Genomic DNA, 14,163 nt, shown 5'->3' with positions numbered 1-14,163 from the left:
GGCACACCTGGCACACCTTGCGGAGGCGACATGCGACAGCACAGATACTGGAAGGCGATGGCCTGGGAGCGCATGGATACGCGCACCCTGCTGTCGCTCTTCATGGCGCTCCTGCTGGCGGGGCTGTGGAGCATCACCGTGCTGCAACTGCGGCATGCCAGTGACGCCGCCATCGCCGGCGCCGGGCGCGATGCGCGCAGCATGGCGCGCGTCTTCGACGAGCACGCGATCCGCACAATCGAAGCGGCGGACCAGGCGGCCACGTATTTGCGCAGCCGCTACCAGGCGCTGGGCGGCCGCCTCGACATCGTGGCGGATCTGCAGCAAGGTCTCAATCCCGGCCCCCTGTACAACCTGTTTACCATCGTCGACGAACAGGGCGACACGGTACTGTCGAGCCGCCCCTTCCAGCCGACCAACCTGGCCGACCGCGAGCACATCCGGGTACACATGCAGCGCGACAGCGGAGAACTGTATATCAGCAAGCCGGTACTGGGCCGCGTGTCGAAAAAATGGTCGATCCAGATGACCCGCCGCATCAACCATGCCGATGGCCGATTCAAGGGCGTGGTGGTGGTCTCGATGGACCCGTATTACTTTACCCGCCTATACGACGAAGTCGACCTGGGAGAGAACAGCTCCCTCACGCTCGTCGGCAGCGACGGCGTGGTGCGCGCGCGCCGGGTCGGCGCCGTCAACAGCATCGGCCAGGATATCGGCGACAGCAAGGTATTTTCCTTGATGCAAGGTAAAGCGCGGGGCAGCTTCACCGAGCGCAGTCCCGTCGACGGCACCCTGCGCCTGTATGCGTTCGAAAAACTGGCCGGCTACCCGCTCTACATGCTGGTCGGGCTGGACCGCGACACGGTACTGGCCGACTACGTCTCGCGCCGCAACCAGGCTTTGCTGATGGCGGCCATCACGAGCGCGCTGATCGTGCTGTCGTGGGCCGCGCTGGTGCTGCTGATCGGCCGCCTGGTCGACAGCCGCGCCAGGGCCATCGCCGCCAGCGAAGCCAAGTCGCGCTTCCTGTCGAACATGTCGCATGAACTGCGCACCCCCCTGAATGGCATCCTCGGTTTCTCCGAGCTGCTGCTGGAGCAGCTGCGCGAGCCGGAACAGGCCGCCTGCGCGCAAACGATACAGGACAGCGGCCGCCAGCTGCTGGCCATGGTCGAGGCGGCGATGGAATTGAGCGCGCTCGAGCACGACCAGGTACGGCTGGAGTCAAGCGCCGCGCCGTTGGAGCAGCTGCTGGACCTGGCCCTGGCGCCGCACCGTCCGCGCGCGGCGCGCAAGGGCTTGCAGCTGGCCGCGCAGATCGCGCCCGCCACGCCGCCCAGCATCGATTGCGACCGCGTCCGTCTGGTGCGCGTGCTCGATATCCTGTTAGATAACGCCATCCGCTACACGGCCGCGGGGCGGGTCGACGTGCACGTCATGCACAGCGGCGCGGACCTGCAGATCGAGGTGCGCGATACGGGCATCGGCATCGCCCTGGCGCAGCAGGGGATCATCTTCGACAAATTCTCGCAGGCCGACGACTCGCCAAGCCGCGCCCATGACGGCGCCGGCATGGGCCTGGCCATCGCGCGCCAGCTCGTCACGCTGATGGGCGGCAGCATCGGCGTGACCTCCGCGCCGGGCCAGGGCGCCGTCTTCCGCCTGCGCTTGCCGCTGGGCGGTACGGCCCGCGCGATGGCGGCGAAGGCAAATTGACCACACTATCGCATGCATAGTTGTGCGCAAAAGTTGTTCTCCGTGCATATCGGGTATAGCATCGCCACATGACCTATCACACAGATGCGGCGGCAGTGCGCAGACAATGGATCGAATGGCTGTTTTTACTTCTCGGGCTGCTCATCGTCGCTGCCGCCCTCGCCTATGCGCATCTGGCCGAAGCCACGCGCCATGACGAGGCCGAACGCGAGCGCCTCAGCGTGCTGACGGCGCTGCTGGCAAAAAATATCGAAGTCGACCTGGCGGCGACCAACCTGGTGCTCGGCGGCGTGATCCGCGACTATCTGGCTGCCGGCGCCGCACCCGATGCCGGGCAAGCCCTGCCCCGGCGCCTGGCCGCACTGGTCGACGCCATGCCCGGCGTGCGCACCGTGCTGGTCATTGATGCGCAAGGCAAGCCGATCGCCACCAACATTCCGGAACTGGCCGGCCAGGATTTTTCGCGCCGCGGCTACTTCCAGACGGCGCGCGACGCCCCGGATGCGCGCATGCTGTACATCTCGGCGCCCTTCCACTCCTTCAAGGGGGACCTGGTCATCACGGCGTCGCGCATGGTACAGGACAGGCAAGGCCGCTTTGCCGGCGTGGTGGTGGCCACCTTCGACCGCGAATACTTCACGGCCAAGTTCCGCACCGCCATGTATGCCGCCGACGTCTGGGCCGTGGTGCTGCATGCCGACGGCCGGCAGTTCCTGAACTATCCGGCCAGGACTGCCAATGGCGGCAATATGGACGTCCCCGGCAGCTTCCTGCGGCGCTTTCGCGACAGCGGCTATCAGGCGGGCGTGCTGAGCGGCGTCGAGATTGCCGGCGCCGGCGCCCGCACCGCTCCCCGCGTCATGGCGATGGCCACCATCGCCCCGCCGGCCCTGCACATGGACCGCGCCCTCTTCATCGGCCTGAGCCGCGAAGAAGCGGCCATCGCCGCCCCGCTGCGGCGCCAGGCACTCGGCTACATTCTCTCCTTTGCCATGCTGGCGCTGGCCGGTGCCAGCCTGCTGTTCTGGAGCCAGCGGCGGCGGCGGCAGCAAGCCGCCTGGCATGCGGAACAGGAAAGGGAGCGCCAGGCCATGCAGGCCGTGTCCGACAGCGAAACGCGCTTTCGCACCTTGATCGAAGATGCGCCCGTGGCCATCGCCATCCTGCGCCACGGCCGCTTCATCTACTCGAATCCCCGCTACCGCAGGCTGCACGGCTACACGCTGGAAGATAATCTGAACGGCCTGCCCTGGTCCGCCATGATTGCCGCGCCATCGCTGGCGGCGCTGGCCGCCAACGAAGCGCTGATCGAGGCGGACTCGCCCAGCGAACAGGTGTTCGAGGCCGTCGGCCTGGGCAAGCAGGGGCTGCCCGTGCCCATGTTCAAGACCACCACGCGCGTGCTGCTCAAGGATGGACCGGCCACCCTGATCTTTGCCCAGGATATTTCCGCGCAAAAGCAGGCCGAAGAGGCCATGCTGCTGGCGCGCGACGCGGCCGAAGCGGCCAACCGCAGCAAGGCGGAATTCCTCGCCAACATGAGCCATGAAATCCGCTCGCCGCTCAACGCCATCCTCGGCATGGCCTGGCTGCTGGAAAGGGACGGCTTCGATGGCGAAGCGCTGCCGATGGCGCGCAAGATCCGCGCCGCCGGCCAGTCCCTGCTGGGCATCATCAACGACGTGCTCGACGTGTCGAAAATCGAGGCGGGCCACATGACCATCGAACAGGCGCCGTTCCGCCTGGCCGAGGTGATCGAGAAGATCGCCGCCAGCATGGGCGTGGCCGCGCATGACAAGCCGATCGAGGTGCGGATCGGGCCGCTGCCCGATGGCGTCGACCAGGTGATGGGCGACGCGCTGCGGCTGGAGCAAGTGCTGGTCAACCTGACCAGCAATGCCATCAAGTTCACCACGCAGGGCACGGTCGAGCTGACGAGCGCACTGGAAAGCCGCGAAGGCGACGCCGCGGTGCTGCGCTTTTGCGTGCGCGACACGGGCATCGGCATCGCCCCCGACGTGCAGGAGGCGATCTTTTCCGCCTTCGCCCAGGCCGACACTTCCACCACGCGCCGCTTCGGCGGCACCGGCCTGGGCCTGACCATCTGCCGCCAGCTGGTACGCCTGATGGGCGGCTCCCTGCGCCTGACAAGCGGCCTGGGCCAAGGCAGCGCGTTCAGTTTCACGGTGCCGCTGCAACTGATGCCAACCAAAGCCCCGTCCCCGCCCGACATGCAGGGAATGTCCGTCTTGCTGGCCGACGGCAAGGCAGACACGCGCGCCGCCGTGGCCGCCGTGGCGCAAGGCCTGGGCTGGAGCGTGCATGCCGTATCCGGCGGCCAGGCGGCACTCGATCATGCGCTGGCCTGCGCCGAGGACGCGCGGCCCGGCGTCATCCTGCTGGCAGCGCGCATGCCGGACATGGATGGCGAAACCACGGCGCGCGCGCTGCGCGAGTATTTGCCGCCGCAGGCCTGCCCCGTCGTCATCCTGGCAGCCAGCGGCGCGCCAGCGACAGCGCCGGCGCGGCGAAGTACCGACCCGGTCCATGCCGCCGATGCCATCCTCAACGAACCGGTGACCGCGTCCAGCCTGTACAACGCGACGATGGAAGCGCGCCAGCAGCGCGCCAGGGCCGCCGGCCTGGACGCCAGTCTTGTTGCGCTGGAAGAACGCCAGCTGGCCGGCGTGCGCGTGCTGGTAGTCGACGACAGCGAGATCAACCGCGACGTGGTCAAGCATATCCTGTGCGACCAGGGGGCCGTGCCCTCGTTCGCCTGCGATGGCCAGCAGGCGCTGGACTGGCTGCTGGCCCACCCCGCCGACGTCGACATCGTGCTGATGGATGTGCAGATGCCCGTCATGGATGGCTTGCAGGCGACGCGCGCGCTGCGCCAGTTGCCGCAGTTCCAGGACTTGCCCGTGGTGGCGCTGACAGCCGGCGCGTTCCAGACACAGCGCACGGCGGCACTGGAAGCGGGCGTGAACCATTTCATCAGCAAACCGTTCGACGTGCCGCAGACCATCGCCCTGATCGCGCGCGCGCACCGGCGCCACGCGCAAGGGCTGCCAGCCCTGCCGCCGGCCGCGGCCGGGGAGGCGACGCCGTCGCAGGCGAGCGGCGCGGCGCCCGCGATCGACGTGGCGCAGGCGATGGCGCAGTGGCGCGATGAAGCGCCCTACCGCCAGCACCTGTCGCGCTTTGGCGTCACCTATAGCGACACGGTGGGCGCCATGCGCGCGCTGCTGGCGGCCGATGCGCGCGGCGACGCCGCCGCGCTGGCGCACAAGCTGGCGGGCGTGGCCGGCAGCCTGGCCCTGCCCGCCACCCTGCATGCGGCCCAGCAAGCTGAACAGATGCTGCACGCGGGCGACGATGCGGCCGCTGCCCTCGATGCACTGGAACAGGCGCTGGCGCAGGCCATCGAGGCCGTCGCCGCATTCACGGCACAGACGCCGCCCGGCCAGCCGCCCGTGCCGATGACAAACCTGTCAACATGAAATCGCGTGCGGGGAGCCGCTGCTGGGGATAAGAAAACTGCTGTTCTGGCGTCCTTTCTGATACCGGCCTACCCTTCGCGGCCGTCCACCCTGGCGCGCCACAGGTACGGCGCATACACGCACGCATACAGGCCAAAGGCCAGCGACCAGCACGCCCCGGCCGCCAGCAGCAGCGGCAGGGCCAGCGCGGCAGGGCCGACGGCGGCCAGCAGGCGCGCCAGCGCGCCCAGCTGGATCAGCCAGTACATCGCCGCTTCCGCCCGGCCGCCCTTCAAAGGACGGCCCGTGTGGCCCAGCGTGGTGCGCGTCATCATGCCGATGATCAATCCCGCCATCGAGCCCACCGCCAGCGCGTGAAACGCGGCGCTGGCCGGCAGCAGGCCCAGGCTGGCGGCCGCCAGCAGCGCGAAGCCGATGCCGATCCACGCGTACGACAGGTGCAAAATCCATAGCAAGGGCACGCGCAGCGTGCGCTGCGGCTGCCAGGCCAGCAGATTGGCCAGCGAGACGCCGGCAGCGCAGAAAGCCAGCGGCGCCGTCAGCCAGGCGGACGCGCCAGCCAGCCAGGCGATGGCGGCGGCCGCCATGCAGGCCACGGCGATCAAGGCCCGCTGCGGACTGGCCACAGGCGTACTGCCGGGTGCGCCATTGCGGGTAAACATGGGGATCACGCGCGCGCCGATCACCGATTCGATCAGCACGATGATGAAAATGGCCGCCTGCACGGGCACGAATACGGATAACGTCAGCCAGCCCAGCACTGCCGCGTGGAACAGGCCATTGGCCAGCGCCAGCAAGGCCAGCAAGCCGACCAGGAACAGGTTGCGCGTATTGCCCGAGCGGCGCAGCACCAGATACAGGGGCCAGGCGGCCAGCGGCAGGAACAGCCACTCGACCAGCGCCGGCAGCACGCCGGGGCCGCACAGCATGGCGATACGCCCCGCCAGCCACAACGCCGCCAGCGCCATCAGCTGGGCGCCGTGCGGCGTGGGCAAGCCCGTCCAGTTGCGCCCCGCCGTGTAGAGGAAACCAACGACGACGGCCAGCGCGAAGCCGAACACCATCTCGTGCATATGCCAGCCCAGTCCCACCTGCAGACCGCCCGCAAGCACGCCGAAATAGCTGGCCAGCCACAGGGGAATGCTGACGGCCGCAAACACGGCCGCCAGCAGGTAGAACGGGCGGAAACCCAGCTGCCAGACGGCGTGGCCGGCATGCCAGGGCGCCGCGCCGGAGGCGGCGGGAGAAGAAGATGGTTCGCTGATCGGGGTGATGGCCATGATGGGCTCTCTTTTAAAGATATATTCAATATACTACTTTAAAAGCGCGAGAACGCCTATCGGCAAAAAGAACTAGCGAAATAGATGGAAGCGGGCATGGGGGCCGACCCGGCGGGCCAGCCCCCAACTGCCCGGCTACTTGCCCTGGCGGTGCTCGACCGCGTACACGGCCGCCTGCACGCGGCTGGTGAGGTTGAGTTTTTTCAGCACGTTCTGCACGTGGATCTTGACCGTGCTTTCGGCCAGGTCGAGGGTGCGGGCGATGCCCTTGTTGCTCTCGCCGCGCGACAGGCAGTCGATGATTTCCTTTTCGCGCGGCGTGAGCTTGTCGAGTTCCGACACGGGCTCCTGGCGCCGCGTGCCCGCCTGCAGCTGCGCCACCAGCTTGCCCGTCATGGCTTCGGCGATGACGACTTCGCCGGCGGCAGCGCGGCGGATGGCGCGCACCAGGTAGTCGGCGTCGATATTCTTGATCAGGTAGCCGCAGGCGCCCGCGCGCAGGGCCGTGGCCAGGTCTTCCGCGTCTTCCGACACGGTCAGCATGACGATGGCCGTGTCGGGACAGTCGTGCTGCATCAGCTGCAGCGCTTCCACGCCGGACATGCCGGCCATGTTCAGGTCCAGCAGCACCACGTCGGGCTGCAGCTGGATGGCGCGCTTGATGCCTTCCACGCCATCGGCCGCCTCGCCCACGACGGAAAAGTCCGTATGCCGCTGCAGCAGCGAGCGTATGCCGCTGCGGAACAGCGCGTGGTCGTCCACCAGCATGACGGTGATCGGTTTCTCGGGTGTCTCCATTTTTTTATACTTTCAGGTAGTTACTCAGGCGGCGCGGCGCTGCGCGCGCGACAGGTGCAGTTCGACGGTCGTGCCGCCGCCGGGACAGGCGTGCACGTCGAACGTGGCGTCGATGCGCTGCGCGCGCTCGCGCATGATATGGATGCCGACATGGCTGTCGCCCTTTTCCAGTACGGCGGCGGCATCGAAGCCGACGCCATTGTCGCTGATCGTCAAGGTAAAGTCCTGGTGATCGGCCAGGCGCACCTCGACGTGGCTGGCCTGGGCGTGCTTGCGGATGTTCGACAGCGCTTCCTGCACGATGAATAATAACTGCAATTGCTGCTCGCGGGGGAATGGCGCGCCGTCGACGTCGGCCAGCAGCTCGGCCTCGATGCCCGTCTGGCGGCGGAACTTGTCGATCGCAGCGCGCAGGGAGCCGATCAAATCGTCTTCCATCAGGCGGCTGCGGAAGTTGGCCAGCAATTCGCGCACGTCCTCGTAGCTTTCCTTCACGCCCGCATGCAGGGCCGGCACGATGCCCGCCACCTCGTCGAAACGGGCGTTGCGCACGGAGTCGTCGAGCATCTGCACTTGCAGGTTGAGGAAATTGAGGCTTTGCGCGATGCTGTCGTGCAGGCCTTGCGCCACCAGGTTGCGCTCTTCCGAGATGGCCATTTCGCGTTCGCGCGCGGCCAGGCGCAGGTTTTCCAGGGCGATGCCCAGCAGCTGGCCCAGGGTTTCCAGCAAGGCCAGTTCGCGAGCGGAAAACACGCGCGCGTGGCGGAAATGCAGGTTGAAGAAGCCCAGGTGCTGTTCATGCGCGTGGATATGGAAGACGGAGACGGTGGCAAAGCCCTCGCGGTGGCAGCGCAGTTCGTGCGCCTTGTCGATGCGGCGCATGTCGTGCACCTTCGCCACCTTCATTTCGACAGCCGTGCCGCACAGGCAATCGCCCACCTTCAGGCAATGCTCGGACGCCACCAGTTCCTCGGACAGGCCGTGGTGCACCACCATGTGCAGGTTGCCGCGCTCGGCGTCGAGCACGCGCACGGTGGAGCCATCGGCCTCGAAATAGTCGACGATGCGCTGCATGAAGCCGCCGCAAATGTCTTCCAGAGGCTGCGGGCGCTGGAGGAAAGCGGCGCTTTCGTACAGCAGCGCCAGTTCGCGGTTGCGGTATTCGAGGGTGGCCGTCTTGCTGCGCACGCCCTCTTCCAGGTTGCCGTACAGCGCCTGCAGGCGGTCGGCCATCTGGTTGAAGCCACTGGCCAGCTGGCCGAATTCGTCATTGCTTTCCACCGCCAGGCGCACGCTGAAATCGCGCTCCTTCATGCGCTGCATGCCCAGGCGCAGCCGCGTGACCGGTTCGATGATGAGCATGAACATCAGGTAAATCATGCTGACCGTGCCGATGACGGCCATGCCGACGAGGATCAGCTGCGAGGCGCGCAGCCAGAAGGTGCGCTGTTCGCTATCGTGCTCGATCAGGCGCACCAATTGATCGACCTGGCCGACGAAGGTGTCGGCGTCATGCTCGAACTGGCGCGCGCGCGCGCTGGAATCGGCGGCCAGGGCGGCCGGACGCAAGGCGCCGCGCCAGGCAGTGCCGATGCGCTCGAATTCCGACTTGATGGCCGTACTGGGGGGCAGGAACAGGGGGCGCTGCGGGTCGCCGTGGCCGATCTTGGCCAGGGTCTCGTCGATCAGCAGCACCTGCTGGCGCGCCTGTTCGCGGGCGTCGCTGGCAAGCAAGAGGGTCAGGCGGTAGGTCTGCATGCGCAGCCGGCCCGTCTCGTTGATGGCGGCCGAACTGCCTTCGAGCTGCCACGACAGGAACAGGGTGCAGCCGATGGCGCTCAGGGCCAGCACCAGCATGAGCAGCAGCGCGCCGACGATCTTGGTCGACAGTTTCTGCCAGGAGGAAAACATCGCCTTGAATTTCATACCGCCCCTAATAAATGCCTGTTTGTGGCTCCTATGCCGTCAAGTCAGCGACATCATTCCACCCACAAGCCAAGATCCGGGGTCAGTCCCCGCAGATCGAAATACGGCCCACTGGGACGTATTTCCCCGGCGGGTCTGACCCCAGTATTGACACCGCCATTCATCCACCGGTCTGCGCCATGAAGCGCACTATCTTGTCCGGCTGCGTATTGAAATCATGCTGCTGCGGCTTGAGTTCAATGGCAGCGCGGATCGCCGCTTCGATCTCCGCATCCGTGGCCCCGCCGCGCAGCATGGGGCCAAGGGCGAATTTCTCTTCCTGGCCCAGGCACAGGTACAGGGTACCATCGACGGACAGGCGCACCCGGTTGCAGGTGGCGCAGAAATGCTGCGACATCGGCGTGATGAAGCCGATGCTCGAGCGTCCATCGGCTGTCGCCATGTAGCGCGCCGGCCCGCCACCTAGTTCTTGCGCCTGCGGCACCAGGCCAAAGCGGGCCGCCAGGCGCTCGCGCACAGGGCCCAGCGGCATGTAGCTGGCATTGCGGCCCGTGCTGCCCATCGGCATGGCTTCGATCAGGCGCAGGATGAACTGCTGCTCGATGCAAAAGGCCGCCATGGCCTCGATCTGGCCGTCATTGACGCCGCGCATGGCCACCATATTGATCTTGATCGGGTCGAAGCCGGCCGCCTTGCCCGCCATCAGACCATCTAAAATCGGCTGCAGGCTGTCGCGCCCTGTGATCTGCTGCATGCAGGCGCGGTCCAGCGAATCGAGGCTGACGTTGATACGGTCCACGCCCGCCGCACGCAGGGCCACGGCGTGCTTGCCCAATTGGGTGGCATTCGTCGACAGCGACAAGTCCTGCAGGCCAGGCAGCGCCGTCAGCCGCTGCGCCAGTTCCGGCAGGTTGCGCCGCAACAGGGGTTCGCCGCCCGTCAGGCGCACGCGGCGCGTGCCAAGGCGCACAAAAATACCCAGCAGGCGCTCGATCTCGTCGAACGTCAGCCAGTCCTTCGGCTCCTCGAAGCCGCGAAAGCCCTTGGGCATGCAATAACTGCAGCGCAAATCGCAGCGGTCGGTGACGGACAGCCGCACATAATCGATCGAACGGCCAAAACGGTCCTGCAACTTGACGCTACCCATGACGCTACTCCTGATTCTTTCGTGATTGTAAAGGCTGGGACACGATCTGGCTGTGCCCCAGAAGGCCTAGCGGCCTACGCCTTCCGGACTATTGCAGCAACGGACTGGCTGTGCCTTCGAGCTCGATGCCCGCAATCTCCGCGCGCCCCACCAGCAAGTGCAGGTACTGGTGCACGGCGCGCTGCCACGCGGCCCGCGACAGGCGGTCGGCAATCTGCGCCTGCACCGCTTCGTACGGGATGGCCTGGCCTTCGACGCGGCGCAGCACTTGCACGATGTGGTAGCCGAAGCGCGTTTCCAGCAAGTGCGCGGCCAGCGCCCCCGCTTCCAGGCGGAACAGCAGCGCGTCGAACTCCGGTACGCTCTGGCCCGGCGACAGCTGGCCCAGGTTGCCGCCCAAGGCGCCGGACGGGCAGTTCGAATACTGCGCCGCCAGTTCGCCGAAGCGCTCGGGCGCCAGTTTGATGGCCTCGAGCACGGCTTGCGCCGTCGTGCGCACCAGCTCCAACGGCGCCTCCGGCGTCACCTGGAACAGGATGTGGCGCGCCTCGACCAGCGCCCCGCTGCGGAACAGCTGCGGGCGCTGCGCATAAAAGGTGCGGCAAGCCGCATCGTCGGCGGGCGGCACGCGCACTTCCTGCGCAAACAGCGCCTCGACCCGGTCGTCCATACTGCCGCCCTGCACGCCGAGGCGTTCGGCCTCGTCCAGCAGCAGCCGGCGCAGCACCAGTTCATGCACGGCCTGTTTCAGCGGATTGCCGGCGCCGTCGTGATGCGGCAGTTCCTGCGCGATGTCGGCATCGTCGATATCGATGCCATTGACGGAAATTCCCATGATCTAGCTCCTTTATTAACGGCGGCGTACCAGCTGGTAAGCACGGCCCAGGTACCCGATGGCGCCGAAGCCGCTCCACACGTGCACCAGGCGGGTGAACGGGAAGATGACGAACAGCGACATGCCCATGAACAGGTGCAGCTTGAACACCAGCGGCGCATCGACGATGAAGCTGGCGGCGTCGCCGCGCAAGGTCACGATGTGCTGCGCCCAGTTCATCAGCAAGACCATCATGTGGCCATCCATGTGCGAAGCCGACACGAAGATCGACGACAGGCCCAGCAGCAAGGTCAGCAAGATCCACACCATCACCAGCTTGTCGCCGGCCGTGGTGACGGCGCGCAGCCGTGCATTGCCGAAGCGGCGCGCCAGCAGGATCAGGATGCCGGCCAGGCACAGGCCGCCCATCACGCCGCCGGCCGCCATGGCCACGCCCTGCTTCAGGCTGTGCGACACGCCCAGCGTATCCCACACCCAGACGGGGGTCAGCAAGCCGGCAGCATGGCCGAACAGCAGGCCGATGATGCCGATGTGGAACAGGATATTGCCCAGGCGCAGGCTGCCGCGGTGCAGCAGCTGGCTGGAATCGGACTTCCACGTGTATTGCTCGCGGTCGAAGCGGATCAGGCTGCCCAGGAAAAAGATGGCCAGCGCGATGTATGGATAAATGCCATACACAAATTGATGCAAGTAATTACTCATGATGTATTCTCCTCATGCGGACGCGATTCAAGCGGCGTGCCGCGGCTGCGGGTGAAAATGCACGGGATGGACGCCGCCCGGAACCTGGCCCAGACCTTGGCGCAGCAAGGGCTCGACGCCGTCCGCACCGGGCCCGAAGGTTTCCAGCGCTTCATCCATGTCGCGCACGGGCGGCTCGGCCAGCATTTCGGCCGCCACGGGGCTCAGGCGTTCGAGCACCGTGAAGACGGGCGCATACGGACTGCCATTGGCCGTCAGCTTGCGGCCGACGTGCGCCAGCACGTGGACGGCGTCGCCCAGCAGCGGCGCCGAAGCTTCCTCGTCGAGCTGCGCCAGAAATTCCAGGAACAGCGGCACGAAGTCGGGCAAGTCGTCGCCCACCATCTGCAGGCCGTGGCGCTTGTATTCCTCCATCAGGTCGACCATGGCCTGGCCCCGGTCGCGCGATTCGCCGTGGATATGCTCGAACAGGTGCAGCGAGTGCGAGGGATTGCGGTCGAACGTGGCCACGTACTGCTGCTGCAGGTCGATCAGGCTGCTGCTTTCCAGGTGCGCCAGCAAGGGCCGCAGCAGCGCGTGCTGCTCCGGCACGCCCGCCAGCGCAGCGTCGAGCTGCGGCAGGTGCGCGATCAGTTCTGGCTCGGGATACAGCAGCAGGCGAGAAAGGACTTGGTAGTGATGCATAGCGTGTTCCATATGAGCTCCTTAAGCGCCGGGCGCCGTTTTGCGCGACTTCGGCATCTGCATGAAGATGGCCGAACCGTGTTTTTTCTTGCCGAACAAGGTCGGTTCGCTGGTGCCGTCCGAGCAGCCATTGCCGAAGCTGAAGCCGCACGAACCCTTCTCGTTGAAGCTGTCCTCGGCCATTTCCTTGTGGCTGCTGGGGATGACGAAGCGGTCTTCGTAATTGGCGATGGCCATGATGTGGTACATGTCCTCCACCTGCGCCTTGGTGAGGCCCACCTGTTTCAGAACCGTGAGGTTCTCCACCTTCTCGACCGTCTTGCTGCGCATGTAGGCACGCATGGCCAGCATGCGGTCCAGCGCCGAGACGATGGGCGGCTGGTCGCCGGCCGTCAGCAGATTGGCCAGGTACTGCACGGGAATGCGCAGGCTTTGCGTGTCCGGCAGCATGCCGTTCACGCCCAGCTTGCCCGATTCGGCGGCCGCCTGGATCGGCGACAGCGGCGGCACGTACCACACCATCGGCAAGGTGCGGTACTCGGGATGCAGCGGGAACGCCACCTTCCACTCGACGGCCATCTTGTAGACGGGCGACTTGACGGCCGCTTCCAGCCAAAGGTCAGGGATGCCCTGGCGGCGCGCCTCGGCGATGATGGCCGGGTCGTGCGGGTCGAGGAACAGGTCGAGCTGCGCCTGGTACAGGTCCTGCTCTTGCGGCACGGAGGCGGCAGCCTCGATCTTGTCGGCGTCGTACAGCAGCACGCCCAGGTAGCGGATGCGGCCCACGCACGTTTCCGAGCACACGGTAGGCTGGCCCGCTTCGATGCGGGGGAAGCAGAAGGTGCACTTCTCCGCCTTGCCGGACGACCAGTTGTAGTAAATCTTCTTGTACGGGCAACCGGAGATGCACATGCGCCAGCCGCGGCACTTGTCCTGGTCGATCAGCACGATACCGTCGTCTTCGCGCTTGTACACGGAGCCGGACGGGCAAGACGCCACGCACGTCGGATTGAGGCAATGCTCGCACAGGCGCGGCAGATACATCATGAAAGTGTTTTCGAAGGTACCGTACATCTCCTTCTGCATGTTGTCGAACAGTTTGTCCTTGCTGCGCTGCGCGAACTCGCCGCCCAGGTCATCTTCCCAGTTCGGACCCCACTCGATTTTCTCCATCTTTTTCCCGGTCAGCACGGAGATCGGACGGGCCGTCGGCGGCGTCTGCGACAGCGGCGCGCTTTGCAGGTGCTCGTAGTCGTAGGTGAACGGCTCGTAGTACTCGTCGATGGCGGGCAGGTTCGGATTGGCGAAGATATTCGCCAGAATCTTTAAACGGCTGCCCTGGCGCGGCTCGATCTTGCCAGAGTCCGTGCGGCGCCAGCCGCCGTTCCACTTGTCCTGGTTTTCCCACTGCTTCGGATAGCCGATGCCTGGCTTGGTTTCGACGTTGTTGAACCATGCGTACTCGACGCCGTCGCGGCTGGTCCACACGTTCTTGCACGTGACGGAACAGGTGTGGCAGCCGATGCACTTGTCCAGGTTCAGCACCATGCCGATTTGCGCTCTGATTTTCAT

At 66.1% G+C, this 14,163-nt stretch carries 10 protein-coding genes; 2 read left to right on the top strand and 8 right to left on the bottom strand.

The features are described 5' to 3' along the window. Positions 1-30: 30 nt before the first annotated feature. On the top strand, positions 31-1,719 hold the full coding sequence (locus AC54AF_RS00510; protein ID WP_496634518.1) for a sensor histidine kinase: 1,689 nt from the start codon (positions 31-33) through the stop codon (positions 1,717-1,719). Positions 1,720-1,787: 68 nt separating this feature from the next. Then, entirely contained in the window at positions 1,788-5,219 is a 3,432-nt protein-coding gene (locus AC54AF_RS00505; protein ID WP_496634516.1) for a response regulator, read from the top strand. Between the two features lie 68 nt (positions 5,220-5,287). Here the strand turns inward: AC54AF_RS00505 and AC54AF_RS00500 are convergent, their stop codons facing one another. The 8 genes from AC54AF_RS00500 to narH all read right to left on the bottom strand — a co-directional run bounded on the left by AC54AF_RS00500 (position 5,288) and on the right by narH (position 14,163). After that, a complete protein-coding gene (locus tag AC54AF_RS00500) occupies positions 5,288-6,499 on the bottom strand; it encodes an NnrS family protein (RefSeq protein ID WP_496634514.1) in 1,212 nt (403 codons plus the stop codon). Positions 6,500-6,634: 135 nt separating this feature from the next. After that, on the bottom strand, positions 6,635-7,297 hold the full coding sequence (locus AC54AF_RS00495) for a response regulator (RefSeq protein ID WP_496634512.1): 663 nt from the start codon (positions 7,295-7,297) through the stop codon (positions 6,635-6,637). Positions 7,298-7,321: 24 nt separating this feature from the next. Beyond that, positions 7,322-9,223, bottom strand: coding sequence for a type IV pili methyl-accepting chemotaxis transducer N-terminal domain-containing protein (locus tag AC54AF_RS00490; protein ID WP_496634510.1), 1,902 nt, complete (start codon positions 9,221-9,223; stop codon positions 7,322-7,324). Positions 9,224-9,383: 160 nt separating this feature from the next. Further along, positions 9,384-10,370, bottom strand: a complete 987-nt coding sequence (gene moaA / locus AC54AF_RS00485) for a GTP 3',8-cyclase MoaA (protein ID WP_496634508.1) — start codon at positions 10,368-10,370, stop codon at positions 9,384-9,386. 88 nt (positions 10,371-10,458) lie between these two features. Continuing rightward, complete coding sequence (locus AC54AF_RS00480) at positions 10,459-11,205, bottom strand: peptidylprolyl isomerase (protein WP_496634506.1); 747 nt, start codon at positions 11,203-11,205, stop codon at positions 10,459-10,461. A gap of 15 nt (positions 11,206-11,220) precedes the next feature. Continuing rightward, positions 11,221-11,907 (bottom strand): respiratory nitrate reductase subunit gamma, encoded by a 687-nt coding sequence (gene narI, locus AC54AF_RS00475; RefSeq protein ID WP_121669281.1) that lies wholly within the window; start codon positions 11,905-11,907, stop codon positions 11,221-11,223. 27 nt (positions 11,908-11,934) lie between these two features. Next, the gene (narJ, locus tag AC54AF_RS00470) at positions 11,935-12,603 is read right to left on the bottom strand and encodes a nitrate reductase molybdenum cofactor assembly chaperone (RefSeq protein ID WP_496634503.1); all 669 of its coding nucleotides are present in this window, start codon (positions 12,601-12,603) and stop codon (positions 11,935-11,937) included. A 9-nt stretch (positions 12,604-12,612) separates the two neighbouring features. Then, a complete protein-coding gene (narH, locus tag AC54AF_RS00465) occupies positions 12,613-14,163 on the bottom strand; it encodes a nitrate reductase subunit beta (RefSeq protein WP_496634502.1) in 1,551 nt (516 codons plus the stop codon).

Source organism: Janthinobacterium sp. JF4 (genome assembly GCF_059617925.1).
This window is presented reverse-complemented; position numbering and strand designations above follow the sequence as displayed.